This is a genomic window from Aeromonas sp. BIGb0405, from assembly GCF_024807335.1.
Taxonomy (GTDB): Bacteria; Pseudomonadota; Gammaproteobacteria; order Enterobacterales; family Aeromonadaceae; genus Aeromonas; species Aeromonas rivuli.
Window position 1 is genome coordinate 400,709 of sequence record NZ_JANUEP010000003.1, and the last position, 26,836, is coordinate 427,544.

Genomic DNA, 26,836 nt, shown 5'->3' on the forward strand with positions numbered 1-26,836 from the left:
TCGGTGTTTGAAACGCTTTCGCAAAGCCAGATGTGATAATGAAAATGTTATTTTTGGCTTTTCCGAGTTGTTTTGGTAACAAAAACCTAACAAATGCCACTCCGTGCCCTCAATAGTTTGTGAAAACAATAACTAACGTGCTCAATGGAGCTGAGTGGGCAAAGCCGTGAAAAATAAACAGAGACCTGTAAACCTCGACCTACAGACTATCAGCTTTCCTGTCACCGCCATCGCTTCCATCTTGCATCGTGTCTCAGGGGTGATCACCTTTGTGGCGCTTTCCATCTTGCTGTGGATGCTTGGTACTTCCCTTTCCTCTCCCGAGGGTTTTGACACAGTGATGTCCATCCTGGACAACATCCTGGTCAAACTCGTGTTCTGGGGGATCCTGACGGCGCTCGCCTACCACATCGTGCTTGGTATACGTCACCTGATCATGGATATGGGCTATTGGGAAGAGTTGGAATCCGGCTCACAGAGCGCCCGTGTGGCCTTCGTGATCACCGGCGTTTTGGCGGTATTGGCGGGAGTACTGGTATGGTAACCAATTCTGCAACCTTCGGGCGCAGCGGCGTTCACGATTACATCCTGATCCGCGCCACCGCTCTCATCATGACGTTTTACACCCTCTATCTGGTGGGATTCGTCGCCTTCAACGACATCACCTATGACGTTTGGGTCGGCTTCTTCGCCAGTACCTTCACCAAGGTGTTCACCCTGTTGGCCCTGTTCTCTGTGCTGATCCATGCCTGGATCGGTCTGTGGCAGGTGCTGACCGACTATATCAAGCCGGTAGGTCTGCGGGGCGCGCTGCAATTTGCCCTGGTAGTGGTCTTGTTTGTCTATCTGATGACGGCGTTCGTCGTGCTGTGGGGTGTATAAGGTGACTATTCCAACTCGTGAATTTGATGCCGTGGTGATTGGCGCCGGTGGCGCTGGCATGCGCGCCGCGCTGCAAATCGCCCAATCTGGCAAGAGCTGTGCCTTGCTGTCCAAGGTGTTCCCGACTCGCTCTCATACCGTATCCGCCCAGGGCGGTATCACGGTTGCGCTGGGCAACGCCCATGACGACAACTGGCAGTGGCACATGTATGACACGGTCAAAGGTTCCGATTACATCGGTGATCAGGAAGCCATCGAATACATGTGCAAGACGGGCCCGGAAGCTGTCTACGAGCTGGAGAACATGGGCTTGCCCTTCTCCCGCTTCGATAACGGCCGTGTCTATCAACGCCCCTTCGGCGGCCAGTCCAAGAATTTCGGTGGTGAGCAGGCCGCCCGTACTGCTGCTGCGGCAGACCGTACCGGTCACGCCCTGCTGCACACCCTCTATCAACAGAACGTGAAGAGCAAGACCACCGTCTTCTCCGAGTGGTATGCCCTGGACTTGGTCAAGAACCAGGACGGCCACATCGTTGGCTGCACCGCCATCGACATGGAGAGCGGCGAAGTCGTCTACTTCAAGGCCAAGGCCACCGTGCTCGCCACTGGCGGTGCCGGTCGCATCTACCAGTCCACCACCAATGCCCACATCAACACCGGTGACGGTGTCGGCATGGCGCTGCGCGCCGGGGTCGGTGTGCAGGACATGGAGTTCTGGCAGTTCCACCCCACCGGTATCGCCGGAGCAGGGGTGCTGGTCACCGAAGGGTGCCGTGGTGAAGGCGGTTACCTGCTCAACAAAGACGGTGAGCGCTTCATGGAGCGTTATGCCCCCAACGCCAAAGACCTGGCCGGTCGTGACGTGGTGGCCCGTTCCATCATGATCGAGATCCGTGAAGGCCGTGGCTGCGATGGCCCCTGGGGTCCGCACGTCAAGCTCAAGCTGGATCATCTGGGCAAAGAGGTGCTCGAATCTCGTCTGCCAGGTATCTGCGAGCTGTCGCGTACCTTCGCCCACGTGGATCCGGTCGTCGAGCCTGTCCCTGTCATCCCGACCTGCCACTACATGATGGGCGGCGTGCCGACCAGCGTGAATGGTCAGTGTCTGAGTCAGGACAAGGACGGCAATGACGTGCCCGTGGTCGGTCTGTTCGCCGTGGGTGAAATCGCTTGCGTCTCCGTACACGGTGCCAACCGTCTGGGCGGCAACTCCCTGCTGGATCTCATCGTGTTCGGCCGCGCAGCCGGTATTCACCTGGTCAATACCCTGGGCGACATGGAGCATGGCCGCGAGGCGTCAGAAGCCGATCTAGAGGCTGCCTTGACCCGCTTCAATCGTTGGGAAGCCAACCGTGATGGCGAAGATCCCGCCCAGATCCGCAAGGACCTGCAGGACTGCATGCAGCGCAACTTCTCGGTGTTCCGCGAAGGGGATGCCATGGCAGAAGGGCTGGCCGAGCTGAAGCGCATCCGCGAGCGTCTCAAAAATGCCCGTCTGGATGACACCTCCAAGGAGTTCAACACCCAGCGCATCGAATGTCTGGAGCTGGACAACCTGATGGAGACGGCGTTTGCCACTGCGGTTGCGGCTAACTTCCGTACCGAGAGCCGGGGCGCCCACAGCCGCTTCGACTTCCCGGAGCGTGACGATGAGGGTTGGCTGTGCCACAGCCTCTACCATCCGGACACTGAGTCCATGACCCGTCGCGCGGTCAATATGTCTCCGAAAACTCGCGAGGCATTCCCACCCAAGGTGCGGACTTACTGATTGCGGAGCCAGGCCTGGCCGGTCTGTGAAGAGATGGGAGGCATTCCTATCTCTCATCGAAGCCGTTGGCCTGCTGATTGCGGAGCCATGCCTGGCCGGACTGTGAAGAGGTGGGAGGCATTCCCAGCCCTCATCGGAGCCGTGGACCTGCTGATTGCGGAGCCACGCCTGGCCGGTCTGTGAAGGGGTGGGAGGCATTCCCATCTCTCATCGAAGGCGTGGACATATTGATTGCGGAGCAAAGCACAATGAACGTCACATTCTCGGTATATCGCTATAACCCGGACGTTGATAACGCCCCCCATATGAAGGATTATCGTCTTGATATTCCTGAAGGTTCCGACATGATGGTGCTCGATGCACTGATCCAGTTGAAAGAGCTGGATCCCACCTTGTCCTTCCGCCGCTCTTGCCGCGAAGGGGTCTGTGGATCGGACGGCATCAACATGAATGGCAAGAACGGTCTTGCCTGTATCACCCCGCTGTCGGATCTGCTGAAGAAGGGTAGCAAGGTGGTGATCCGCCCCTTGCCAGGCCTGCCGGTGATCCGGGATCTGGTGATAGACATGACCCAGTTCTACACCCAGTGGGAGAAGGTGAAACCCTTCCTCATCAATGAAGATAAATTGCCGCCCGTGCGTGAGCACCTGCAATCCCCTGAAGAGCGTGCCAAGCTCGACGGCCTGTACGAATGCATCCTCTGTGCCTGCTGCTCGACCTCTTGCCCCTCCTTCTGGTGGAACCCGGATAAGTTCATCGGCCCCGCTGGCCTGCTCGCCGCCTACCGCTGGTTGGCCGACAGCCGCGACAGTGCAGCGACCGAGCGTCTGGGCAATCTGGATGATGCCTTCAGCGTCTTCCGTTGCCACGGCATCATGAACTGCGTGAGCGTTTGTCCCAAGGGCTTGAACCCGACCAAGGCCATCGGTCACATCAAGTCGATGTTGCTTAATCGGGCTGTGTAATAAGCCAGGGCCCCGCCGCAAGGGCAGGGGCCCGACCTCTGGATGGCCACTCAACCCCTGGAAGGGTGGCTGTTTGACCCCTACAAAAACTGCCAAGCGGCAGTGACAAGAAGTACAAGGGATAGACATGCATAACGGCGTGATGAAGGCCTGGTTGGAGTCATCTCACCTGGCTGGTGCGAATGCAAGCTATATAGAGGATTTGTACGAATCCTTCCTGGACGATCCCGAATCCGTCGCCGACGAGTGGCGCAGCATTTTTGCTTCGCTGCCCCAAGTCAATGGTCACGCGGTCGAACAACCCCACTCTCAGGTCCGCGATTATTTCCGTCGTCTGGCCAAGGACCCCTCCCGTTTCAGTGCCGCCGTGTCCGATCCGCAAGTGGATGCCAAACAGGTGCGGGTACTGCAACTGATCAATGCCTTCCGTTTCCGTGGTCACCAGAACGCCAAGCTGGATCCCCTCGGTCTCTGGGCCCGGGAAACCGTTGCCGAACTCGATCCGGCTTTCCATAACCTGCAGGGCGCAGACATGGGGGCCACCTTCAATGTGGGTTCCTACGCCATCGGTCGCGAGACCATGGTGCTCTCCGATCTCGTCGCCTCGCTCAAGAAGACCTATTGCGGCTCCATCGGCGCCGACTATATGCACCTCACCTCCACCGAAGAGAAGCGTTGGCTACAAGACCGCCTCGAATCCATCGAAGGGAAGGGCAGCTATAGCCTGGAAGAGAAGACCCGCATCCTCGAGAACTTGACCGCCGCCGAAGGGCTGGAAAAATACCTGGGTGCCAAGTTCCCCGGCGCCAAGCGTTTCTCCCTGGAAGGGGGCGATGCCATGGTGCCCATGCTGAAAGAGCTGATCCGTCGCGCCGGTGAGCAGGGTTGCAAGGAAGCCGTCATCGGCATGGCCCACCGTGGCCGCCTCAACGTGCTGATCAACGTGCTCGGCAAGCGTGCTCAGGAGCTGTTTGACGAGTTCGCCGGCAAGCATGGCGAGTCCTGGGGCACCGGGGATGTGAAGTACCACATGGGCTTCTCCTCCGATTTCGCCACCCCGGGTGGCAACGTCCACCTGGCGCTGGCCTTCAACCCTTCTCACCTCGAAATCGTCAACCCTGTGGTCATCGGCTCCGTCCGTGCCCGCATGGACAGACGGGGTGACAAGGATGGCGCAAGCGTCTTGCCCATCACCATCCACGGTGACTCGGCCATCGCCGGGCAAGGGGTAGTGGCGGAAACCTTCAACATGTCCCAGACCCGTGCCTATGGCGTCGGCGGGACAGTGCGCATCGTCATCAACAACCAGGTGGGTTTCACCACCTCCAACATGCGTGACGTGCGCTCCACCGAATATTGCACCGACATCGCCAAGGCCGTTCAGGCCCCGGTGCTGCACGTCAATGGTGACGATCCGGAAGCCGTGGTGCTGGTCACCCAGATTGCCCTGGATTACCGCAACACCTTCAAGCGTGACGTGGTGATCGAGCTGGTCTGCTACCGTCGTCACGGTCACAACGAGGCCGACGAGCCGAGTGCGACTCAGCCCTTGATGTACCAGAAGATCAAGCAGCATCCGACCCCGCGCAAGATCTACGCCGATCAGCTGGTTGCCGAAGGCATCGTCAGTCAGGAACTGGCGACGGCTCAGGTCAACGAGTACCGCGATGCCCTGGACAAGGGGGAGCGGGTGGTCAAAGAGTGGCGCCCTATGGAGCTGCACTCCGTCGACTGGTCCCCGTATCTGGGTCACGACTGGGCCATGCCCTATGACGCCGGTCTGCCCCTCGACGAACTCAAATCCTTGGGTGAACGGGTCAGCCAGTATCCGGTGGCGCATCAGTTGCAGCGTCAGGTCGAGAAGATTTATGAAGACAGGCGCACCATGGCCGCCGGCGACAAGCTGCTGGATTGGGGTTTCGCCGAGACCCTGGCCTACGCCAGCCTGGTCGACAAGGGTTCTCGCATCCGCATCACTGGGCAGGATTCCGGCCGTGGCACCTTCTTCCACCGTCATGCGGTACTGCACAACCAGAAAGATGCCAGCACCTATACCCCGCTGTGCAACATCAGTGACGAACAAGGTCCGTTCGAGGTGTACGACTCTGTGCTCTCCGAAGAGGCTGTGCTGGCGTTCGAGTACGGCTACGCCACCACTGAGCCGACCGGTCTGACCATCTGGGAAGCGCAGTTTGGCGACTTTGCCAACGGTGCCCAGGTGGTGATCGATCAGTTCCTCTCCTCCGGTGAGCAGAAGTGGGGCCGGATGTGTGGCCTGACCATGCTGCTGCCTCACGGCTACGAGGGCCAGGGCCCGGAGCACTCCTCCGCCCGTCTGGAGCGCTACTTGCAGATGTGTGCCGAGCACAACATGCAGGTCTGTGTGCCCTCCAACCCGGCCCAGGTCTACCACATGCTGCGTCGCCAGGTGATCCGTCCCATGCGTCGTCCGCTGATCGTGATGTCGCCCAAGTCCCTGCTGCGCCACCCGCTGGCGGTCAGCAAGCTCGAAGAGCTGGCAGAGGGGACCTTCCAGAATGCCATCGGCGAGATCGATGCCCTGGATCCGAAAGGGGTCAAACGGGTGGTGTTCTGCTCCGGCAAGGTCTACTACGACCTGCTCGATGCCCGTCGCAAGGCCGAGCAGCAAGACGTGGCCCTGGTGCGCATCGAACAGCTCTATCCCTTCCCGGAAGCGGAAGTGCGCGCCATCCTCGCCGATTACGCCCACGTCACCGATTTTGTCTGGTGCCAGGAAGAGCCGCAGAACCAGGGAGCCTGGTACAGCACCCGTCATCACTACGATGGCGTGCTGCAAGCCGGTGCTACCCTGCGTTACGCTGGTCGTCCGGCCTCCGCCTCACCCGCGGTCGGTTACATGTCTGTCCACGCCAAGCAGCAGAAAGCCTTGGTGGAAGATGCCCTTACTCTGGCCTAAGCCCTGAACAAGAAGTAACAAGGAACTGATTACATGACTATCGAGATCAAGGTACCGGACCTGCCGGAATCAGTGGCCGACGCCACCATCGCCACCTGGCACAAGCGCCCAGGGGATCTGGTTGCCCGTGATGAAGTACTGGTCGACATCGAGACCGACAAGGTTGTCCTGGAAGTCCCGGCGCCAGAAGCCGGTATTCTCGGTGACATCCTGCAGGCCGAAGGGGCGACCGTGCTCTCCCGCCAGCTGATCGCCATGCTCAAGGCTGCCCCCGTGGCGGGCGAAGAGACCAAAGAGAAGCCGGTCGAGGCCTCGGCCGATGCCGCGGTTGACGATCTGAGCCCCTCGGTGCGCCGTCTGGTGGCCGAACATGCCATCGACGTCGCCAAACTCAGCGGCACCGGCAAGGGTGGTCGCATCACCAAGGAAGACGTGGAAGCCTTTATCAAGGGCGGTAACAAGCCTGCCGCCGCGCCGGTGGCCGCTGCCCCGGTCGCCGCGGTGGCACCGCTGGCGGCGCGCACCGAGAAGCGCGTGCCCATGACCCGCCTGCGCAAGCGCATCGCCGAGCGTCTGCTGGAGGCCAAGAACACCACCGCCATGCTGACTACCTTCAACGAGATCAACATGGCGCCGATCATGAAGCTGCGTAAGCAGTACGGCGAGATCTTCGAGAAGAAACACGGCATCAAGCTGGGCTTCATGTCCTTCTACGTCAAGGCCGTGGTCGAATCCCTCAAGCGCTACCCGGAAGTGAATGCGGCGCTCGACGGTGATGACGTCGTCTATCACAACTACTTCGATGTCAGCATCGCCGTCTCCACCCCCCGTGGCCTGGTGACGCCGGTACTGCGCGATTGCGACAGCATGAGCCTGGCCGACATCGAAAAAGCCATCAAGGAGCTGGCCGGCAAGGGCCGCGACGGCAAACTGACCGTCGATGAGCTGACCGGTGGCAACTTCACCATCACCAACGGTGGTGTGTTCGGTTCCCTGATGTCCACGCCGATCATCAACCCGCCGCAAAGCGCCATCCTGGGGATGCACAAGATCCAGGACCGCCCGATGGCGGTAAACGGCCAGGTGGAAATCCTGCCGATGATGTACCTGGCCCTCTCCTACGATCACCGTATCGTCGACGGTCGTGAGTCGGTGGGCTTCCTGGTCTCCATCAAGGAGTTGCTGGAAGATCCGACCCGTCTGCTGCTGGACGTCTGATCACACAAGAATATAGGGGCCTGTCCGGGCCCCTATCGCAGGGGCATTGAGAAACACCCCAACGGATATAACGACAACACGGATAGAACATCATGAATTTGCATGAATATCAGGCAAAACAGCTGTTTGCCAAATATGGCCTGCCGGTCTCCGAAGGTTATGCTTGCGCTACCCCGCAAGAAGCGGCGGAAGCTGCCGACAAGATTGGCGGCAACATGTGGGTCGTCAAGTGCCAGGTGCACGCCGGTGGCCGCGGTAAAGCGGGCGGCGTCAAACTGGCCAAGAGCAAGGATGAGATCCGTGCCTTTGCCCAACACTGGCTCGGCAAGAATCTGGTCACTTACCAGACTGATGCCAATGGTCAGCCGGTCACCAAGATCCTGGTGGAATCCTGCACCGACATCGCCAAGGAGCTCTACCTGGGCGCCGTGGTCGATCGCAGCAGCCGCCGCGTGGTGTTCATGGCCTCTACCGAAGGTGGCGTGGACATCGAGAAGATTGCCCACGAGACCCCTGAGCTCATTCACAAGGCGGCCATCGATCCCCTGGTAGGCCCGCAGGCTTATCAGGCCCGCGAACTGGCCTTCAAACTGGGCCTCAACGGCGAGCAGATCAAACAGTTCACCAAGATCTTCATGGGTCTGGGCAAGATGTTCCAGGATTGCGACTTCGCGCTGCTGGAGATCAACCCGCTGGTGATCACCGACAAGGGCAACCTCCATTGCCTGGACGGCAAGATCAACATCGACGCCAACGCCATGTACCGTCAGCCCAAGCTGCGCGAGATGCACGATCCCTCCCAGGATGACCCCCGCGAGGCGCACGCCGCCCAGTGGGAGCTGAACTATGTGGCGCTGGATGGCAACATCGGCTGCATGGTCAACGGCGCGGGTCTGGCCATGGGTACCATGGACATCGTCAACCTGCACGGCGGCTCACCGGCCAACTTCCTGGATGTCGGCGGTGGCGCCACCAAGGAGCGCGTGACCGAGGCCTTCAAGATCATTTTGTCTGACAGCAAGGTGCAAGCCGTACTGGTCAATATCTTCGGCGGCATAGTGCGCTGCGACATGATTGCCGAAGGCATCATAGGCGCGGTCAAGGAAGTGGGCGTCAAGGTGCCCGTCGTGGTGCGTCTGGAAGGCAACAATGCCGAACTGGGTGCCCAGAAACTGGCCGAAAGCGGCCTCAACATCATCGCCGCCAAGAGTCTGACTGACGCAGCGCAGCAAGTGGTTAAAGCAGCGGAGGCCAAATAATGAGCGTTCTGATCAACAAAGATACCAAGGTCATCTGCCAGGGCTTCACCGGCGGCCAGGGTACTTTCCACTCCGAACAGGCGATTGCCTACGGCACCCAGATGGTCGGCGGCGTGTCGCCAGGCAAGGGTGGCACCATTCACCTGGGCCTGCCGGTATTCAACACTGTGCGTGATGCCGTGGAAGCCACTGGCGCCACTGCCTCCGTCATCTATGTCCCGGCTCCGTTCTGCAAAGACGCCATCCTGGAAGCGATCGATGCCGGCATCAAGCTCATCGTCACCATCACCGAAGGCATCCCGACCCTGGACATGCTGGACGTCAAGGTGAAGCTGCAGGAAACCGGCGTGCGCATGATAGGTCCGAACTGCCCGGGGGTGATCACCCCGGGTGAGTGCAAGATCGGCATCATGCCGGGTCACATCCACAAGCCGGGCAAAGTCGGTATCGTGTCGCGCTCCGGCACCCTGACCTATGAAGCGGTCAAGCAGACCACGGACGAAGGCTTCGGCCAGTCCACCTGCGTCGGTATCGGTGGCGACCCTATCCCGGGCTCCAACTTCATCGACATCCTGGAGATGTTCCAGAACGATCCGCAGACCGAAGCCATCGTGATGATCGGCGAGATCGGCGGCAGTGCCGAAGAAGAGGCCGCTGCCTACATCAAGGCCAATGTCACCAAGCCGGTCGTCTCCTACATCGCAGGCGTCACCGCGCCTCCTGGCAAGCGTATGGGCCATGCTGGCGCCATCATCGCCGGCGGTAAAGGCACGGCAGCAGAGAAATTTGCCGCCCTGGAAGATGCCGGTGTCAAAACCGTGCGCTCCCTGGCCGACATCGGCAAGGCCCTGCGCGAAGTAACCGGCTGGTAATTCCTGTCAGCCCGTTATCTCTGATAAAAATGCCGACCCTAGGGTCGGCATTTTTTATGGCGCTTAATAGGTATGGTGATGGTATTCACCTGACAGTTGCCCTCAAAGGGGAGTGGTCATACGGCTTCAAACCGGATGACAAAATAATGTCCGTGATAATTCGACCACTACAACCCTTCACCTTGAATAATCGGGCCAAAAGGGGTATAACCACGCGCTTTCCTGGTCTATTTAGCGAGCCCCCTTCCATGCAGCAAGTCGATAATATGCAGCCAACGCCTTTTTGGCAGGAAAAGACCCTGCAGCAGATGACCAATGCCGAGTGGGAGTCCCTGTGCGATGGCTGCGGCAAGTGCTGCCTCAACAAGCTGATCGATGCCGACACCGACGAACTGGTGTTCACCAACGTGGCCTGCAACCTGCTCAACACCAAGAGCTGCCAGTGCTCCGACTATCACAATCGCTTCAAGAAGGAGCCGGACTGCCTGCAGATCACGGTGGACAAGATTGACGAGTACCAGTGGTTGCCGTCGAGCTGTGCCTATCGCCTGCTGGCCGAGGGGCAGAGCCTGCCGGCGTGGCACCCGCTCATCACCGGCAGCCGCAGCGCCATGCACCAGGCGGGGCAGTCGGTGCGCGGCAAGGTCATCCATGAGCGTGACGCCGGTGAATGGGAAGATCACATCATCACCTGGGCCAGCTGAGCCAGCCGCTTTCTGCTATTGGCAAGAGCCACCCAGGTGGCTCTTGCCGTTTCTGGCGTCCGGGTTTGCTCGAATGCCACGAGGGTGACTCTGGGCTCTTAGCTAAGGATCTAGGTCTGAGGCTCTGCTGGCGTGGGGTTATCAAGACAGGCCGCGAGCTGGCAATGGGTGGGCAGTCGCGAGTCCGGCAGAGTGGCACGGGGAGGGTGGTAATGCAGTCAGATCAGGGAAGAGACGGTTGCGCCTGTGAGGGGCTTGGCGGCGTTGCATGTCCCTGAGGCGGGCTGATGGGGAGCGTCGCGCTCCTTCTCTGCTGCTGCCGCATGCAGCGACATCCTTCATAGCAGAGATCCGCTGGCGGTGATGACGGCGCTGAAATAGCGCAGAACGCTTAGTGTGGCGATAGTTGGGACATAAAAAAAGAGCCGCATCTGCGGCTCTTTTTCATGGCTAGCTAACCCTTATGGGCGGCCAGCCGGGCTATGGGCCTTGTTGACCGCAGCCGTGCTACCCGCGTGACGACCCGAGCTGTTCACATCGGTGCGCACCAAGGGAGCGCTGTCGACGTGCTCGGCAACCGGCAGGGCAGGCACCTCGGCCGGGGTGGCCATGGGGGCAGATGCCTTGCGAGCCTGGGCCAGCAGACCACCGGCGGAGCGTACCGCCGGTTTGGCAGCAGGCTTGGCTTGAGCCACAGGGGCGGCAGGGGCAACCACAGGGGCTTGCTCTGCGACCACAGCCACGACAGCAGGGGCCTCGACCTCGACAGGGGTAACCACTGGCGCGGCTTCCACCTGAGCTTCCACCTTGGTTTCCACCTGAGCGGCGACAGCGTCGGCGGTCACTTCAGCCTGAACGGTCTCAACCATAGCCGGGGCTGCTGGCTGAACGATCACCTCATGCACCTCGGCAGGGGCCTCGGTCACAACCGGAGCCTCAACCAAAGCCTCAGTGACGACAGGGGCGGCGGTTTCAGCCACCTCGACCGGCGCTGGCTCTGCCATCACCACGGGGGTGGCCTCGACCATCTCGACCGGGGCAGCCTCAACGACGGCAACTGGCGCTGCCTGCTCGACCACCGGGGCGGCCGGCTCGTTGATCACCGCCTTGCTGGTATCAACGAAAGGCACTTCCGGCAGGTGGTGATCGTTGTCGATCACGGTGTGCTCGACCAGTGCGGCAGAGGCCTGAGTCGCGGCGGCAACGGCATCATGGCTCAGGGGAGCAAGCTGGGTCAGAGGCTCATTGCTCTCGACCTGGGGCTGTTCCTCTTCGCGCTGGCTGCGGGCATCTTCGTTGATGCGCTTGCGACGCTGGCCTTCGCTGCGTGAGCCACGGGGGTTGCGACGGGAGCGGCGCTGGCCGTCCTGCTCATCACCCTGCTCGGCGGGGGCTGCATCTACCGATTCAACCGGCAGATCGCTCTGAGGTGCATCGACACGGATCTGCTTGCGCATCTGGCGACGCTCGCGACGCTCGGCAACAATCAGCTCCTTCTCCTGGTGGATCTCTTGCGGAGTCTCAACCGGGGTCTGCAGCGGTTCGGTGGCGTTGATGGCCTGAACCTCCAGCTCGGCGCGGGGTTCGCGGGGCTGGCGAGGTTCACGCTCACCACGAGGCTCACGGGGCTGACGTGGTTCACGGGGCTGGCGAGGTTCACGTTCGACACGGGCTTCGCGATCCTGACGTGGTTCACGCTCGGCACGGGGTTCACGGGGCTGGCGAGGCTCACGTTCCTGACGCGGTTCGCGCTCGGTACGTGGTTCACGTTCGACACGGGGTTCACGCTCAGTGCGAGCTTGATCCTGACGCGGCTCACGCTCTTTGCGCGGACGACGGGCACGATTGTCACCCTGCTCGCCACTCTTGGCGTCACGGCGCTGCTCATTGTTGTCGTTGCGATTGCGGTTGCCCTGGCCTTGGCGGGGGCGGCGCTCGTCACGCTGATGACGATGAGGCTCTTCCTTGCGCGCGTCGGTCTGCGCCGGTGCCGCAGGTTTGGCGTCGGTGGCAGCCGGGCTGCTGGCGAAGATGCCGGCAATGGCCTTGAACAGTTTGCTGACCAGACCCGCTTCTGCCACGGCAGGGGCGGCAACAGGTGCAGCAGCCTGAGGGACAACGGCTGCAGGGGCTGGCTGGGCTGGCTGGATGAAGCCTTGCAGCAGCGGCTGTTCCCGCTCAACCACATTGATCTGCTTGGGTTGATAGACAGGCTTGGCCACTTCGGTTTTCAGCTCATAGCTCACGGCTTCGGCGATCTCATTCTTGCGAATGCGGGTCACTTCGTAGTGAGGGGTTTCCAGATGCTGATTGGGGATGATGTAGAGGCGAACCTCGTTACGCTGCTCGAGGCTGGCGATGGAGCTGCGCTTCTCGTTGAGCAGATAAGCGGCAACATCCACCGGCACCTGGGCATGAACCTGTTCGGTATTGTCCTTGAGCGCCTCTTCTTCGATAAGACGCAGGATAGAGAGGGCCAGTGATTCGTTGTCACGGATCACACCCTGACCCTGGCAACGGGGGCAGATATGGCTGCTGGACTCGTTGAGGGAGGGGCGCAGACGCTGGCGGGACATCTCCAGCAGACCGAAGCGGGAGATGCGGCCCAGCTGGATGCGGGCGCGGTCCTGGTGTACGGCTTCACGCAGACGGTTTTCCACTTCGCGCTGATGGCGAACCGGGGTCATGTCGATGAAGTCGATGACAATCAGGCCACCCAAGTCACGCAGGCGCAGCTGGCGAGCAATCTCGTCGGCCGCTTCCAGGTTGGTTTGCAGCGCCGTCTCTTCGATATCGCCGCCCTTGGTTGCCCGGGAGGAGTTGATATCGATGGAGGTCAGCGCCTCGGTCGGATCGATGACGATGCTGCCGCCGGAAGGCAGACGCACTTCACGCTGGAAGGCAGACTCAATCTGGCTCTCAATCTGGAAGTGGTTGAACAGCGCCACGTCACCTTGATACAGCTTCACCCGATTGAGGAAATCGGGACGAACCAGTTCGATGTGTGCCTTGGCACGCTCGAAGATGACGGGGTTGTCGATCAGGATCTCGCCGACATCGCGACGCAGATAGTCACGAATGGCACGCACGATCACGTTGCTTTCCTGATGGATAAGCACGGGGGCGTTACGTTGCAAGGAAGCCTTGTGAATGGAGTCCCAATGGTTGAGCAGGACGTTCAGATCCCAGGAGAGTTCCTCAGGGGATTTACCCACACCGGCGGTACGCACGATCAGGCCCATGCCTTCCGGCACGGTCAGACCCGACAAAGCCTCTTTCAGCTCGGTACGCTCATCACCCTCGATACGGCGGGAGATGCCACCGGCGCGGGGGTTGTTCGGCATCAGCACCAGGTAGCTGCCGGCCAGACTGATAAAGGTAGTGAGGGCCGCACCCTTGGTGCCACGCTCTTCTTTATCGATCTGGACGATCACTTCCTGGCCTTCGCGGACCACTTCTTTGATGTTGGGACGACCCTGATAGGAGTAACCGGAGGGGAAATAATTGCGGGCGATCTCCTTTAACGGCAGGAAACCGTGGCGCTCGGCGCCGTAGTCGACAAAAGCAGCTTCGAGACTGGGTTCTACGCGGGTGATTCGGCCCTTGTAGATGTTCGCTTTCTTCTGCTCGTGTCCCGGACTTTCAATATCCAAATCATAGAGCTGTTGTCCGTCAACCAGCGCTACGCGCAACTCCTCTTCCTGAGTCGCGTTGATTAGCATTCTTTTCATTGAGTTCTCATTATTTTGTCATTTTGATTTCCTCCACAGGATCCCGCCGGCGCCGGCCTCGGGTCTTCAGCATACTTGGGCAACCTCCCGGTTGGGGTATGCATGAGGCGCAAACTAAGGGCGCTCTGGTTCAGCCTTCTCGAGAAGGGATGAATAAGGGATGCCGGTGTGGAGACAAATAGCCGATTTTGTTTGCGTTCTCCATGCGCTGTACCTCGCCCCCGGGAACCGTCATGTTCTTGTAGATACGGCGTTTTGGGATTGGGTGGCATAATTCTTGGCCACTTAGTACAAGGCTTGAACACAATGACAAAACCTTGTTTATTATCCCATTTAAACGGCTTTTATAGCAAGGTGCCATTTTTCAACAAAGCATGGAGCCAAGGGGCCCGTGGGGTGTTAAAATCCGCGCCATGACACAGATACAACAACAAGTGCAGCTGCTCACCATCGAAGCTGAGCATGAAGGGCAGCGCATCGACAATTTTCTCAAGACTCAGTTAAAGGGCGTCCCCAAGAGCCTGATCTATCGCATCCTTCGCAAAGGGGAGGTGCGCGTCAACAAGAAGCGCATCAAACCTGAATACAAACTCATCTGCGGTGACGAGGTGCGGGTGCCCCCCGTGCGCGTTGCCGAGAAAAACGAACTGCCTTCGGCCAATCTTGGCAGCATCCAGCGCCTGGAGAGTCAGATCCTGTTCGAAGACGACGCCATGATAGTGCTCAACAAACCGTCCGGCATGGCGGTGCACGGCGGCAGTGGCTTGAGCTTTGGCGTCATCGAGGGGCTGCGGGCCCTGCGCCCGGAAGCCCGCTTCCTGGAGCTGGTGCATCGCCTCGATCGCGATACCTCCGGTGTGTTGCTGGTTGCCAAGAAACGCAGCGCCCTGCGCAGTCTGCATGAACAACTGCGCGTCAAAACCATGCGCAAGCAGTATCTGGCGCTGGTGCGTGGCCAATGGCAGCCTCACGTCAAGGTGGTCAATGCGCCGCTGCGCAAAAACGATCTGCAATCCGGCGAGCGGGTGGTGCGGGTCACGGCAGATGGCAAGCCCTCCGAGACACGCTTTAGGATCGCGCGGCAGTTTGCCGAGGCCACCCTGGTGGAATGCAGCCCCATCACCGGTCGTACCCACCAGATCCGGGTGCATACCCAGCATGCGGGTCACCCCATCGCGTGCGATGATAAATATGGTGAAGCGGCCTTTGACGAGAAAATGCGCAGCCAAGGGCTAAAACGCCTGTTCTTGCATGCCTGGAAGCTCACTTTCACCCATCCGGTCGATGGTCGTGAGGTATTGATCGAGGCGCCGCTGGCACCTGAGCTCGACAGCTTCCTCAATAAATTGGCTCGCTGATGGCTATCCGGCTCGCCATTTTTGACTGGGATGGCACCCTGATGGACTCCATCGGGCGAATTGTCGCTTGTGTCGAGCTGGCTGCCAGCGACTGCGGCTTGCCCTTGCCAACGCAACAGCAGATCCAGCAGATCATTGGTTTGAGTCTGGGTGTGGGGCTGGCAGGGCTGTTTGGGCTGGAGGAGGGGAGTGAGCCCTGTGATCGGTTGATTGACCGTTATCGCTATCATTACCTCCATGATGATACCCCCAGCCCCTTGTTTGCTGGCGCCACCGAGTTGCTCCATGACTGGCACGGGCGCGGCATCTTGCTGGCGGTCGCCACCGGCAAGTCACGACGAGGGCTGGACAGAGTCCTGGACGAGACAGGGTTAAGACCCTTGTTTGCTGCCAGTCGGGGCGCCGATGAGGCAAACTCCAAACCCGATCCTCTGATGTTGAGTCAGATCTTGGCCGAATTGGGCGTCGCGGTAGACGAGGCGGTGATGATAGGGGATTCCATTCACGATCTCGGCATGGCCAAGGCGCTTGGCATGGCGAGTATCGGTGTGATCTGGGGTGTCCATGACAAGGCGCGTCTGGCCGAGTTTGAGCCTCTCCTGATGGCCGACACCATGGCGCAGTTGCGTGCAGCCCTCGATTAGGCTCACTTGGTAACGGATTGAGCTACAACATGACCTATGACAAGAGAGCGCTTCGGCGCTCTCTTGTCATTCAGGTCGTCTCGAATCTCTTCTTCTTCATACAGCAGGACCCATGTCAACCGACATGATCAAGGCTGCTACACCATCAATGATCAAAATGCGGTGATGGCATGAGTGACTATGGGTCAGGGGAGCGAGAGGCCATGGCAGGCCAGCAGTTCAACCAGACCGATCAGCGGCAGGCCGATCAGCGTATTGGGATCGCGGCCTTCCAGCCCCTGAAACAGCACTATGCCCAACCCCTCACACTTGAAGCTACCGGCGCAATCCAGTGGCTGCTCGGCCTCGACATAACGACGGATTGCCGCCTCATCGAGGGAGCGGAAATGCACGGTGAAGGGTTCGACCAGGCTGTGACACTGGCCCGTGGCCGCATCGATCACCGCCAGGCCCGTATAGAAGGTGACACTTCGGCCCTGGGCCGCCAGCAGCTGCGCCACGGCGCACTCGACAGTGCCGGGTTTACCGAGGATCTTATCCTGGCAGACACATACCTGATCCGACCCGATGATCAGACCCTGATCATGCAGATTGGCGACGGCCTGTGCCTTGGCGATGGCCAGTCGCAGTACCAGTTGCCGGGCTGATTCTCCGGGCTGGGGAGTCTCATCGACCGCGGGGGCCTGGCAGTCGAAAGGGAGGCCTAGCTTGGCGAGCAGAGCCTGCCGATAGCGAGAAGTAGAGGCGAGTATCAGCTTTTGTGTCATAATCCGCAGCCGGTGGGGATGAGTTCTGCCATGTTAAGGACTTTTGTCGTTAAAATCATCGGTGGTAAGGACTTTTTCCTTTGACTATCCCTTGTTGGACCTATAATATTCGCGCCCTATGCAAAAGGTGAAGTTGCCCGTTAAGGTTGATCCAGTCCGTAATGCCTTGAAGCTACTCGACTATGTCGGAATAGTGGAAAAGTCGCAGATGCCCAGATTGGAAGCATCAACCGCAGGCTTGCGAAGTGATGTGGATGTAACACTGCACTTTGGCAAAGATGTCCAGAAGTTGACCGTTATGGAAGGCACTGCCCATGCCGAGGTTGACCTGGTTTGCCAGCGTTGTGGAGATACATTTCAACACCTTTGTGAAGCTGAATTTATCTACACTCCGCTGTTTGAGAAAACAAACGAGGAAGAACTGCCGGAAGCTTATGAGCCCATTGAGTTGGACGAAAACGGCGAGATAGATCTTCATAAAATCCTGGAGGATGAACTTATCCTCTCGTTGCCTCAGGTCGCCATGCATCCGATGGATGCTTGTCCCAGAGGAAACATGGAGATGACATGGGGTGATATCGAACCTGCTGATGAGCGGCCAAATCCCTTTGCAGTTCTTGAAGAGCTTAAACGTAAGTGAATCTAGGAGTTAGCCTACCATGGCCGTACAACAGAACCGTAAAACCCGTTCCCGTCGTGGCATGCGTCGTTCCCACGATGCATTGACCAGCGCAGCACTGACTGTTGATCAGACCAGTGGTGAAATTCATCGTCGTCACCACGTGACTGCCGATGGTTTCTACCGCGGTAAAAAGGTAATCGCTTAAGGATTGCCTTTGTCTACGCTCAACGTCGCGCTAGACATAATGGGGGGAGATTTTGGCCCCTCTGAAACAGTGCCTGCCGCCGTGCAGGCACTGTCTCTTCTGCCCCAGCTCAATCTGATCCTGGTCGGCAATCAGACCAGCGTCACTCCGCTTCTGCGCCAACATGGCCTGCTCAATCATCCCCGCGTTCGTTTCGTGCATGCCTCCCAAGTTGTTGGGATGGGCGATAAACCGATCGTGGCGTTGCGTACCCTCAAAGATTCGTCCATGCGGGTCGTGCTGGATCTGGTCAAGAGTGGCGCGGCCGACGCCTGCGTCAGTGCCGGCAATACCGGTGCCCTGATGGCCATGGCCAAGTGTGTGCTCAAATCCCTGCCCGGGGTGGACAGACCGGCGCTGATCAAGGCGTTGCCAACCGTGGCTGGCAAGCGCACCGTCATGCTGGATCTGGGCGCCAATGTGAGCTGCGATGCCGATACCCTGCTGCAGTTTGCGGTCATGGGGTCCGTCGTGGCCGAACGGGTGGAGGGTATCGCGACGCCCCGTGTCGCGCTGCTCAACGTGGGGGAGGAGGAGATCAAAGGCAACGATTTGGTCCGTCATAGCGCCGAGCTGCTGCGTCAGTGCCCGGCCATCAACTTTACCGGCTTTATCGAGGGCGATTGCCTGTTCACCGGCCAGGCGGACGTCATCGTCTGCGATGGTTTCGTGGGCAATGTGGCGCTCAAGACGGCGGAGGGGGTGGTCCGTATGATGGGGCAACTGGCCGGCTATCCACGTAAAAAGCGCACTTTTCTTGGCTTGATCGCTGGCTTTATGCTCAAACGGCGTTTTTCTTACCTGAACCCCGACCAGTATAACGGCGCAAGTCTGTTAGGATTGCGCGGCATTGTGGTAAAAAGTCATGGGCGGGCCGAACGTCGCGCCCTCTGTACTGCGATCCTGCTGGCCGCACAAGAGGCCAAGCATCAACTTCCATTGCAAATAGCAGATCGCCTTGAATCTGTCTTTTCCGACAGGGATCTATAAGAACTCTATGCATAGCAAAATTCTGGGTACTGGCAGCTATCTGCCGAGTTCAGTGCGTACCAACGCCGATCTTGAGCAGATGGTTGAGACCAGTGATGAGTGGATCGTGGCACGCACCGGCATCCATGAGCGTCGTATCGCGGGTGAAGGCGAGACTGTCGCGACCCTCTCACATCAAGCCGCTCTGCGCGCGCTGGAAGCCGCAGGCATCCAGGCCGCGGATCTGGACATGATAGTGCTGGCCACCACCAGTGCCGAAAATGCCTTCCCGGCCGCCGCCTGCGAGCTGCAAAATCTGTTGGACGTACCGGGGATCCCGGCGTTTGACATTGCCGCCGCCTGCGCAGGCTTCACCTATGCCCTCGCGGTGGCCGATCAGTTCATCAAGTCAGGGGCGGCGCGCCATGTGCTGGTCGTTGGCGCCGATGTGCTGTCGCGCATGTGCGATCCGCAAGATCGCGGCACCATCATCCTCTTCGGGGATGGGGCTGGGGCCGTGGTGGTCGGGGCCAGCGAGTCGCCTGGCATTCTCTCCACCCATCTTCATGCCGATGGCCGTTACGGCGATCTGCTCAAGCTGCCGCAACCGCGCCGTGGCCTGACGGGCGCAGAGCTCGAAGCCTACATGTATATGAAGGGCAACGACGTGTTCAAGGTCGCGGTGACGCGCCTGAGCGAGATAGTGACCGAGACCCTGGCGGCCAACGACATTGAGCCCAGCAAGCTGGACTGGCTGGTGCCTCATCAAGCCAACTTCCGTATCATCAGCGCCACCGCCAAGAAGCTTGGCATGGGGCTGGACAAAGTCATACTGACCCTGGACCGACACGGCAACACCTCGGCCGCCTCCGTGCCTATCGCCTTCGATGAAGGGGTGAGAGATGGCCGCATTCAACGCGGTCAGCTGGTGTTGCTCGAAGCCTTCGGTGGCGGTTTTGCCTGGGGCTCGGCGCTGATCCGTTTCTAATTTTCTTGCAAGAGCAGGGTGCGACACCGGTTGATAAACCGCTCGCGCCCGATTGATGTTTTCGCGTAAAGGAATTCATGATGACCCAATTTGCCATCGCTTTCCCGGGACAAGGCTCCCAGGCTGTCGGCATGCTGGCCGAGCTGGCCGAGCAACATGCCATCATCAAAGAGACCTTCGCCGAGGCGAGTCAGGTACTCGGTTATGACTTGCTCGAACTGGTCCTGCAGGGACCGGTCGAAGAGCTGGGCAAAACCTGGAAGACACAGCCAGCCCTGTTGAGCGCCTCAGTCGCACTGTGGCGTCTGTGGCAGCAACAGGGTGGGGCAGTCCCCTCCGTCATGGCCGGTCACAGCCTGGGGGAGTATTCCGCCCTGGTGTGCAGCGGCGCCCTGGGCTTCACCGATGCGGTCAAGCTGGTTGAACTGCGCGGCCTGGCCATGCAGGAAGCCGTGCCGGAAGGGACGGGCGCCATGGCGGCCATCATCGGTCTGGATAACGAGGCCATTGCCGCCAACTGCGAACTGGCCGCTCAGGGTCAGGTGGTGTCGCCGGTCAACTTCAACTCCCCGGGCCAGGTCGTGATCGCCGGCCACAAAGAGGCGGTTGAACGGGCCAATATTCTGATGAAAGAGTCCGGCGCCAAGCGAGCACTGCCGCTGCCCGTCTCTGTGCCTTCACACTGCGCCTTGATGAAACCGGCTGCCGAAAAGCTGGCCGCGGCGCTAGATGGGATCGAGATCAAGGTTCCAAGTATCGCCGTCATTAATAATGTCGACGTTACCTGTGAACAGGATCCGGCTGCCATCAAGCAGGCGCTGGTGCGTCAGCTGTTCAGCCCGGTGCGTTGGAGCGAGACGGTCGAGCGGATGGCCAATGATGGTGTCACCCTCGAGATCGAAATGGGTCCGGGCAAAGTACTGACCGGCCTCGCAAAACGTATCGACAAGCGCGTAGAAGGCATTCATGCCAATGATGCTGCCTCATTCGAGCAGGCGCTGGCCCAGTCCAAGTAAACAGGAGTAGAGCATGAGTTTTACCGATAAGGTTGTGTTGGTGACAGGTGCCAGTCGTGGCATTGGTCGCGCAATTGCCGAGACCTTCGTGGCCCGTGGCGCGAAAGTGGTAGGGACCGCGACCAGCGAGCGCGGCGCCGAGGCCATCAGTGCTTACCTGGGTGAGCATGGCTGCGGTCTGGCGCTGGATGTAACCAGCCCCGAATCCATCGAGGCCGTCTTTGCCGCCATCAAGGCGCGCTTTGGCGACATCGATATCCTGATCAACAACGCCGGTATCACCCGTGATAACCTGTTGATGCGAATGAAGGATGATGAGTGGAGCGAGATCATCGACACCAACCTCACCTCCCTCTATCGTCTGAGCAAGCCGGTGCTGCGTGCCATGATGAAAAAGCGTTATGGTCGTATCATCAGCATTGGTTCAGTCGTGGGCACCATGGGTAATGCAGGTCAGGTCAACTATGCCGCCGCCAAGGCGGGCCTGGTTGGTTTTACCAAGGCCCTTGCCCGTGAAGTGGGCTCCCGTGGTATCACGGTGAATGCCGTGGCGCCCGGTTTTATCGAGACCGATATGACCCGTGCCCTCAATGAGGAACAGCGTGCCGGTATCATGAGCCAGGTGCCTGCCGCCCGTTTGGGCGATCCGAAAGAAATTGCCGCCGCTGTGGTATTCTTGGCATCTGATGACGCCGCTTATATCACTGGCGAAACCCTGCATGTTAATGGCGGGATGTACATGGTGTAATCAATTTGTCGTCAGTTCTGCTCAAATTTGCGATAATACGCCGAAGTTTGGCACTTTTCGTGGTTTGACCAGCAGCAAGCTACTTGCAAACTAACGTCAATTGCATAAACTACCCCAACCAGACGCAATAGCGTATTTTTAAAGGAAAATTCAGGTCATGAGCAACATCGAAGAACGCGTAAAGAAAATCATCATCGAACAACTGGGTGTTAAAGAAGACGACGTCAAGAACGCTGCCTCCTTCGTCGACGACCTGGGCGCTGACTCTTTGGATACCGTTGAACTGGTAATGGCGCTGGAAGAAGAATTCGATACCGAAATCCCGGATGAAGAAGCCGAGAAGATCACCACTGTTCAAGCGGCTATCGATTACATCACCGCTAATCAGGAATAAGTTCCTGAACTAAAAGAAGCGGCCCAAGGGCCGCTTCTTTTATATCTACCCTCCTAAAAACACCTCGGAGACTACCTCAGTGTCAAAACGCAGAGTCGTGGTGACCGGCTTGGGGATGCTTTCCCCGGTGGGTAACACCGCCGAATCCAGCTGGCAAGCCCTGCTTCAAGGGCAAAGTGGCATCAGCCTCATCGATCACTTCGATGCTACCGATTACGCCACCCGTTTCGCAGGCCTCATCAAAGAGTTCGATCCGGAACAGTACGGTATCAACCGTAAAGAAGCGCGCAAGATGGACCTCTTCATCCAGTACGGTGTCGCAGCCGGCATGCAGGCGCTGGACGATGCGGGGCTCGAGGTCAATGAGCAGAATGCCGAACGCATTGGCGTGGCCATCGGCTCTGGCATCGGTGGCCTGGGTCTTATCGAACAGAACCACAACAGCCTGATCGCTGGCGGCCCACGCAAGCTGAGCCCCTTCTTCGTGCCGTCCACCATCATCAATATGGTGTCCGGTCATCTCTCCATCATGCGCGGATTGCGTGGCCCCAATATTGCCATCACCACCGCCTGCACCACGGGCACCCATGCCATCGGTTTTGGTGGCCGCATGATTGCTTATGGCGATGCGGATGTCATGGTCGTGGGCGGTACCGAGAAAGCCTCTACCCCGATGGGGATGGGTGGCTTTGCGGCGGCCAAGGCGCTCTCCAATCGCAATGACGAACCTCAGAAGGCGAGCCGCCCTTGGGACAAGGACCGCGATGGTTTCGTGCTGGGTGATGGCGCTGGAGTACTGGTGCTGGAAGAGTACGAACATGCCAAGGCCCGTGGCGCCAAGATTTATGCCGAGCTGGTTGGTTTTGGCATGAGTGGTGACGCCTACCACATGACGGCTCCTCCTGCCGATGGCAACGGTGGCGCTCGCGCCATGACCAATGCCATCAAGGATGCCGGCATAGCCCCAGAGGCTATTGGTTATATCAATGCCCACGGCACTTCGACTCCCTTGGGGGATGTGGCCGAGCTGCGCGGCATGAAGCAGGTCTTTGGTGAACACGCCAAGCAGCTGATGATCAGCTCCACCAAGTCGATGACGGGTCATCTGCTGGGTGCGGCGGGCGCCATCGAAGCCATCATTACCGTGCTGGCGCTGCGCGATCAGGTTGCGCCGCCCACCATCAATCTGGATAACCCGGATGATGAGTGCGATCTGGATCTGGTGCCCCATGTGGCCAAGGCGGGGAACTTCGAGTACGCCTTGTCCAATTCCTTTGGATTTGGCGGCACTAATGGCTCCCTGATCTTCAAACGCGTATAATTCGCGCCAGGGCAATATTCAATAGGCCCGATACGATTTCGTATCGGGCCTTTTTTATCGGAGGGATCCCGCTTGCTCATCAATGGTGTGTCCGACACGTTAATATCGGCCCGGGATCGGGGTCTGGCCTATGGGGATGGTCACTTTACGACTCTGCTGATCCGGGAGGGCAGGGCGTTGGCCTGGCCCGAGCACCTGGCCCGGTTGCAGCAAGGTTGTGAACGGCTCGCCATCACAGCTCCTGATTGGCACCAGCTTGCGGCAGAACTCGACACCCTGATCGCCGATCAAGCCCTTGGGGTCGCCAAGATAGTGTTGACCCGAGGCATAGGAGGGCGAGGTTACGATGGCGCCGATTGCCATCAGACCACCCGCATCCTCTCGCTGTCCCCCTATCCTGACCACTATGCAGGCTGGCAACAGCAAGGGATCGCCATCGGCGTCTGCCAGCAGCGGATCGGCGACAGCCCGATGTTGGCGGGGCTCAAGACCCTCAACCGTCTGGAACAAGTGTTGCTCAAGAGCGAACTTGCCAAGCAAGGCGCGGTCGAAGGAATAGTATTGAATTGCCGGGGATTTCTGGTTGAGGGTGTCAGTGCCAATCTGTTCTGGCGCCGTGGCATGACGGTGTTCACACCGGATCTCAGTCATGGAGGGGTCGATGGCATCATGCGTCGCCTGGTGATGGCGGCCCTGCGCAAGATGGGCGTGGAACTGCGCATTGTCGAAGCACCGCTGGAATCCCTCTGGCAGGCTGAAGAGGTCTGGCTGACCAACACCCTGATGGGGGTGGTCCCCATTACCCGAATTGAACATAAAGAGTACAGCGCACCGCTGTTAGTGCGCCGTTTACAGGAGCGTTTGCTAATTGAAGTTTAAGCGGCTTTACACCCTGATCGCAGGAGCAGCCTTGACCGCCGCATGTGCTGGCGGTTACGTCTATTACAAATGGCAGCAGGTGGAGACCCTGACCAACAAGGGGCCAACCAGGCTGTATACCGTCGAGAAAGGTTCCCATGCTGCCGGTCTCATCACCGAACTGGCCGAGGGAGAGGTTACTCCCTGGGCACTGCGGCTCTGGCTGCGTGGTCACCCTGAACTGGTGGCCATCAAGTCCGGTACCTACGAGATTAAAGAAGGGGAGTCCCTCAAGGAGACCCTCTCCCTGTTCGCCTCCGGTAAAGAATTTCACCTGAGCCTTACCTTCGTCGAAGGCTCCCGCTTCGAGGATTGGCAGAAGCAACTCGCCAGCGCCCCCTATCTGGAGCGAGTCACTCTGGAGCAGAATGAGACCGAGCTGGCCCATGAGCTCGGCATCGACAATGGCAAACTGGAGGGGTGGTTCCTGCCGGAAACCTATGCCTATACGGTGCATGCCAGCGATCTCTCCGTGCTGCGCCGCGCGCACCAGGACATGGAGGCAGTCTTGCAAAATGCCTGGGAGAAACGCCAGCCCAATCTGCCGTACAAGACCCCTTACGAGGCCTTGATCATGGCGTCGATCATCGAAAAAGAGACCGGGGTGCCGGAAGAGCGGGCGGAGATAGCGGGCGTCTTCGTCAACCGGCTGCGTCTTGGCATGAAGTTGCAGACCGATCCGACCGTGATCTACGGGGTCAAGGATCGCTATGACGGCAACATTCGCCGCAGCGATCTCACCGATGTGAATCCTTATAACACCTATGTGATCGATGGCCTGCCACCAACCCCCATTGCCATGCCGGGCAAGGCCTCCATCGAGGCGGCCCTCAATCCCAAGGCGAGCGACTATCTCTATTTCGTCGCCAAGGGGGGCGGCGCCCATTACTTCTCCAAGAGCCTCGAAGAGCATAATCAAGCGGTTCGCCAATACATTTTGAAGAAATCCTGATGTCCAAATTTATCGTGATCGAAGGTCTGGAAGGGGCGGGCAAGAGCTCCGCCGTCCGCTATGTGACCGACTACCTCAAGCGCCACGGAGCAGGGCAGATCGAATCTACCCGTGAGCCTGGCGGTACGCCGCTGGCCGAACGGATGCGGGCCATTGTCAAAGAGATCCATGACGAGCGCTTGACCATCGAAGCCGAGTTGCTGCTGATGTATGCCTCCCGTGTGCAACTGGTCGAGACGCGCATCAAGCCGGCCCTGGCCGATGGCATCTGGGTGGTGGGAGACAGGCACGATCTCTCCTCCCAGGCTTACCAGGGCGGGGGCCGCGGCATCGCGGCAAGCCTCATCAAGGCCATCAAGCAGGCGGTTCTCGGCGACTTCAAGCCGGACCTGACCCTCTACCTCGACATAGATCCGGCTCTGGGTCTGCAGCGAGCCCGCCATCGCGGCGAACTGGACCGCATCGAACTGGAGCAGATCGGTTTCTTCGAGCGCACCCGGGCTCGCTATCTGGAACTGGCCGCCGAGGATCCCAGCATCTTGGTGATCGATGCCAGCCAGACCCCGGACAAGGTAAAAGCCTCTATCGAGGCGGCCCTGGATGCCCGTCTATGTATCCCTGGCTGATCCCCCATTGGCGGGCGCTGAGCCAGAGCGCCGAGGCAGGCCGGTTGGGTCATGCCTGGTTGCTGCAAGGGGATGCCGGGCTTGGCAAGGAGCAGCTGGCGGATCGGCTGGCCCGCTTGCATCTGTGTCATCAACCCCAAGGGGGCGAACCCTGCGATCATTGTCACTCCTGCCAACTGATCGACAAGGGTAATCACCCGGATCTGGGGGCCCTGCCGAGCGAGAGCAAGACCATTGGGGTGGATGCGGTTCGGGAGTTGAGTGCCAGGTTGCAGCGCTCCGCACAATTGGGTCATGGCAAGGTGGTGATCATTCCAGACGCCGAGCGGATGACGGAGGCGGCAGCGAATGCCTTGCTCAAAACCCTGGAAGAACCCGCCGGCGACAGCTTGCTGCTGTTGATTGCCTCGCAAATATCCCGCCTGCTGCCGACCATTCGCAGCCGTTGCCACAAGCATGTCTGCCACATCCCCCCGGAAGCCGACACCCTCAACTGGCTGGCCGAGCAAGGTCATCAAGGGACCCTGGCCCAGGTGCGGATCTGCCAGGGTGCCCCGCTGCGAGTACTCCATTACCTGGAGCAGGATCAGGACAAGGCGCGCCAGGAGTTGCTCGGCGGCTTCGTGCAGCTCGTACAGGAGCCGACCAGAATAAGCGGGCTATGCAGCCAGTTGGGCCAAGATACCCAGGTCAGGTTGCACTGGTTACAGCTGCTGCTGTGTGATGCGCTCAAGACCCAGGGGGGCTGTGGCCATCAGCAGCTGGCGATGCCGGATCTGGCCACCTTCAGTCACGAGCTTGCCGAGCGCCACTCCAGCGAACAGTTGCTCGATGCCGAGCAGCGACTGGTCGAACTCAAAGCGGCCTGTCAACCGGGGCAGTTATCCAACCCGACCATACATTTGATGAACTGGCTCAGCCATTGGCTGTGA

General features: G+C 59.3%; 25 protein-coding genes. 23 read left to right on the top strand and 2 right to left on the bottom strand.

Annotated elements, in window-relative coordinates:
- Positions 1-154 precede the first annotated feature (154 nt).
- The 9 genes from sdhC to M2366_RS10165 all read left to right on the top strand — a co-directional run bounded on the left by sdhC (position 155) and on the right by M2366_RS10165 (position 10,606).
- Positions 155-544 (top strand): succinate dehydrogenase cytochrome b556 subunit, encoded by a 390-nt coding sequence (gene sdhC / locus M2366_RS10125; RefSeq protein WP_042039818.1) that lies wholly within the window; start codon positions 155-157, stop codon positions 542-544.
- Positions 538-882, top strand: coding sequence for a succinate dehydrogenase, hydrophobic membrane anchor protein (gene sdhD, locus M2366_RS10130; protein WP_005896890.1), 345 nt, complete (start codon positions 538-540; stop codon positions 880-882). Before sdhC ends, sdhD begins: the two co-directional genes overlap by 7 nt.
- Before the next feature lies 1 nt (position 883).
- The gene (gene sdhA / locus M2366_RS10135) at positions 884-2,650 is read left to right on the top strand and encodes a succinate dehydrogenase flavoprotein subunit (RefSeq protein ID WP_042039819.1); all 1,767 of its coding nucleotides are present in this window, start codon (positions 884-886) and stop codon (positions 2,648-2,650) included.
- Between the two features lie 248 nt (positions 2,651-2,898).
- Positions 2,899-3,615 (top strand): succinate dehydrogenase iron-sulfur subunit, encoded by a 717-nt coding sequence (locus M2366_RS10140; protein ID WP_005896885.1) that lies wholly within the window; start codon positions 2,899-2,901, stop codon positions 3,613-3,615.
- Between the two features lie 127 nt (positions 3,616-3,742).
- Positions 3,743-6,553, top strand: coding sequence for a 2-oxoglutarate dehydrogenase E1 component (gene sucA, locus M2366_RS10145; RefSeq protein ID WP_259236131.1), 2,811 nt, complete (start codon positions 3,743-3,745; stop codon positions 6,551-6,553).
- A gap of 33 nt (positions 6,554-6,586) precedes the next feature.
- The gene (odhB, locus tag M2366_RS10150) at positions 6,587-7,771 is read left to right on the top strand and encodes a 2-oxoglutarate dehydrogenase complex dihydrolipoyllysine-residue succinyltransferase (protein WP_224430440.1); all 1,185 of its coding nucleotides are present in this window, start codon (positions 6,587-6,589) and stop codon (positions 7,769-7,771) included.
- Between the two features lie 92 nt (positions 7,772-7,863).
- Entirely contained in the window at positions 7,864-9,030 is a 1,167-nt protein-coding gene (gene sucC, locus M2366_RS10155) for an ADP-forming succinate--CoA ligase subunit beta (protein ID WP_042039825.1), read from the top strand.
- Positions 9,030-9,902, top strand: a complete 873-nt coding sequence (sucD, locus tag M2366_RS10160; protein ID WP_042039826.1) for a succinate--CoA ligase subunit alpha — start codon at positions 9,030-9,032, stop codon at positions 9,900-9,902. The genes sucC and sucD overlap by 1 nt, the downstream gene beginning before the upstream one ends.
- 266 nt (positions 9,903-10,168) lie before the next feature.
- The gene (locus M2366_RS10165; RefSeq protein ID WP_259236221.1) at positions 10,169-10,606 is read left to right on the top strand and encodes a YcgN family cysteine cluster protein; all 438 of its coding nucleotides are present in this window, start codon (positions 10,169-10,171) and stop codon (positions 10,604-10,606) included.
- A gap of 461 nt (positions 10,607-11,067) precedes the next feature.
- Here M2366_RS10165 and rne read toward each other — a convergent pair whose 3' ends face one another.
- The gene (gene rne, locus M2366_RS10170) at positions 11,068-14,337 is read right to left on the bottom strand and encodes a ribonuclease E (RefSeq protein WP_259269627.1); all 3,270 of its coding nucleotides are present in this window, start codon (positions 14,335-14,337) and stop codon (positions 11,068-11,070) included.
- A 413-nt stretch (positions 14,338-14,750) separates the two neighbouring features.
- On the opposite strand from rne, the gene rluC reads away from it, so the two are divergent.
- Complete coding sequence (gene rluC, locus M2366_RS10175; protein ID WP_232301982.1) at positions 14,751-15,695, top strand: 23S rRNA pseudouridine(955/2504/2580) synthase RluC; 945 nt, start codon at positions 14,751-14,753, stop codon at positions 15,693-15,695.
- Positions 15,692-16,339: an HAD family hydrolase gene (locus M2366_RS10180; RefSeq protein WP_259269741.1), complete on the top strand. Its 648-nt coding sequence runs from the start codon at positions 15,692-15,694 to the stop codon at positions 16,337-16,339. The genes rluC and M2366_RS10180 overlap by 4 nt, the downstream gene beginning before the upstream one ends.
- 185 nt (positions 16,340-16,524) lie before the next feature.
- On the opposite strand, the gene M2366_RS10185 is transcribed toward M2366_RS10180, so the two are convergent.
- Positions 16,525-17,106, bottom strand: a complete 582-nt coding sequence (locus M2366_RS10185; RefSeq protein WP_259269628.1) for a nucleoside triphosphate pyrophosphatase — start codon at positions 17,104-17,106, stop codon at positions 16,525-16,527.
- Between the two features lie 118 nt (positions 17,107-17,224).
- Here M2366_RS10185 and yceD point away from each other — a divergent pair, with 118 nt between their 5' ends.
- From yceD to holB, 12 genes are all read left to right on the top strand, one after another.
- On the top strand, positions 17,225-17,746 hold the full coding sequence (gene yceD, locus M2366_RS10190) for a 23S rRNA accumulation protein YceD (RefSeq protein WP_084218212.1): 522 nt from the start codon (positions 17,225-17,227) through the stop codon (positions 17,744-17,746).
- A gap of 19 nt (positions 17,747-17,765) precedes the next feature.
- A complete protein-coding gene (gene rpmF, locus M2366_RS10195; protein ID WP_005908717.1) occupies positions 17,766-17,933 on the top strand; it encodes a 50S ribosomal protein L32 in 168 nt (55 codons plus the stop codon).
- Between the two features lie 9 nt (positions 17,934-17,942).
- Positions 17,943-18,962 carry a phosphate acyltransferase PlsX gene (gene plsX, locus M2366_RS10200; RefSeq protein WP_042042497.1) on the top strand — a complete coding sequence of 340 codons (1,020 nt, stop codon included), beginning with the start codon at positions 17,943-17,945 and terminating at the stop codon, positions 18,960-18,962.
- 7 nt (positions 18,963-18,969) lie between these two features.
- Positions 18,970-19,929 (top strand): beta-ketoacyl-ACP synthase III, encoded by a 960-nt coding sequence (locus tag M2366_RS10205; protein ID WP_042042496.1) that lies wholly within the window; start codon positions 18,970-18,972, stop codon positions 19,927-19,929.
- Between the two features lie 80 nt (positions 19,930-20,009).
- Complete coding sequence (fabD, locus tag M2366_RS10210) at positions 20,010-20,945, top strand: ACP S-malonyltransferase (protein WP_042042494.1); 936 nt, start codon at positions 20,010-20,012, stop codon at positions 20,943-20,945.
- Between the two features lie 13 nt (positions 20,946-20,958).
- Entirely contained in the window at positions 20,959-21,693 is a 735-nt protein-coding gene (gene fabG, locus M2366_RS10215; protein WP_042042493.1) for a 3-oxoacyl-ACP reductase FabG, read from the top strand.
- Between the two features lie 157 nt (positions 21,694-21,850).
- Positions 21,851-22,087 (top strand): acyl carrier protein, encoded by a 237-nt coding sequence (gene acpP / locus M2366_RS10220; protein ID WP_042042492.1) that lies wholly within the window; start codon positions 21,851-21,853, stop codon positions 22,085-22,087.
- A gap of 79 nt (positions 22,088-22,166) precedes the next feature.
- Positions 22,167-23,408, top strand: a complete 1,242-nt coding sequence (gene fabF / locus M2366_RS10225) for a beta-ketoacyl-ACP synthase II (protein ID WP_224430433.1) — start codon at positions 22,167-22,169, stop codon at positions 23,406-23,408.
- A 72-nt stretch (positions 23,409-23,480) separates the two neighbouring features.
- Positions 23,481-24,287 (top strand): aminodeoxychorismate lyase, encoded by an 807-nt coding sequence (gene pabC / locus M2366_RS10230; RefSeq protein ID WP_259269629.1) that lies wholly within the window; start codon positions 23,481-23,483, stop codon positions 24,285-24,287.
- A complete protein-coding gene (gene mltG, locus M2366_RS10235) occupies positions 24,277-25,278 on the top strand; it encodes an endolytic transglycosylase MltG (RefSeq protein WP_259269630.1) in 1,002 nt (333 codons plus the stop codon). Before pabC ends, mltG begins: the two co-directional genes overlap by 11 nt.
- Positions 25,278-25,904 (top strand): dTMP kinase, encoded by a 627-nt coding sequence (gene tmk, locus M2366_RS10240; protein WP_042042485.1) that lies wholly within the window; start codon positions 25,278-25,280, stop codon positions 25,902-25,904. The genes mltG and tmk overlap by 1 nt, the downstream gene beginning before the upstream one ends.
- On the top strand, positions 25,889-26,836 hold the full coding sequence (gene holB, locus M2366_RS10245; protein ID WP_259269631.1) for a DNA polymerase III subunit delta': 948 nt from the start codon (positions 25,889-25,891) through the stop codon (positions 26,834-26,836). The genes tmk and holB overlap by 16 nt, the downstream gene beginning before the upstream one ends.

Bases quoted from the DNA above. Each gene is read 5' to 3' on its own strand.
- odhB (WP_224430440.1), top strand. From the start codon at position 6,587: ATGACTATCGAGATCAAGGTACCGGACCTGCCGGAATCAGTGGCCGAC.
- yceD (WP_084218212.1), top strand. From the start codon at position 17,225: ATGCAAAAGGTGAAGTTGCCCGTTAAGGTTGATCCAGTCCGTAATGCC.
- sucC (WP_042039825.1), top strand. From the start codon at position 7,864: ATGAATTTGCATGAATATCAGGCAAAACAGCTGTTTGCCAAATATGGC.
- M2366_RS10205 (WP_042042496.1), top strand. From the start codon at position 18,970: ATGCATAGCAAAATTCTGGGTACTGGCAGCTATCTGCCGAGTTCAGTG.
- M2366_RS10165 (WP_259236221.1), top strand. From the start codon at position 10,169: ATGCAGCCAACGCCTTTTTGGCAGGAAAAGACCCTGCAGCAGATGACC.
- sucA (WP_259236131.1), top strand. From the start codon at position 3,743: ATGCATAACGGCGTGATGAAGGCCTGGTTGGAGTCATCTCACCTGGCT.
- fabD (WP_042042494.1), top strand. From the start codon at position 20,010: ATGACCCAATTTGCCATCGCTTTCCCGGGACAAGGCTCCCAGGCTGTC.
- rne (WP_259269627.1), bottom strand. From the start codon at position 14,337: ATGAAAAGAATGCTAATCAACGCGACTCAGGAAGAGGAGTTGCGCGTA.
- rpmF (WP_005908717.1), top strand. From the start codon at position 17,766: ATGGCCGTACAACAGAACCGTAAAACCCGTTCCCGTCGTGGCATGCGT.
- tmk (WP_042042485.1), top strand. From the start codon at position 25,278: ATGTCCAAATTTATCGTGATCGAAGGTCTGGAAGGGGCGGGCAAGAGC.
- acpP (WP_042042492.1), top strand. From the start codon at position 21,851: ATGAGCAACATCGAAGAACGCGTAAAGAAAATCATCATCGAACAACTG.
- M2366_RS10185 (WP_259269628.1), bottom strand. From the start codon at position 17,106: ATGACACAAAAGCTGATACTCGCCTCTACTTCTCGCTATCGGCAGGCT.
- sucD (WP_042039826.1), top strand. From the start codon at position 9,030: ATGAGCGTTCTGATCAACAAAGATACCAAGGTCATCTGCCAGGGCTTC.
- holB (WP_259269631.1), top strand. From the start codon at position 25,889: ATGTATCCCTGGCTGATCCCCCATTGGCGGGCGCTGAGCCAGAGCGCC.
- fabG (WP_042042493.1), top strand. From the start codon at position 20,959: ATGAGTTTTACCGATAAGGTTGTGTTGGTGACAGGTGCCAGTCGTGGC.
- sdhD (WP_005896890.1), top strand. From the start codon at position 538: ATGGTAACCAATTCTGCAACCTTCGGGCGCAGCGGCGTTCACGATTAC.
- M2366_RS10140 (WP_005896885.1), top strand. From the start codon at position 2,899: ATGAACGTCACATTCTCGGTATATCGCTATAACCCGGACGTTGATAAC.
- rluC (WP_232301982.1), top strand. From the start codon at position 14,751: ATGACACAGATACAACAACAAGTGCAGCTGCTCACCATCGAAGCTGAG.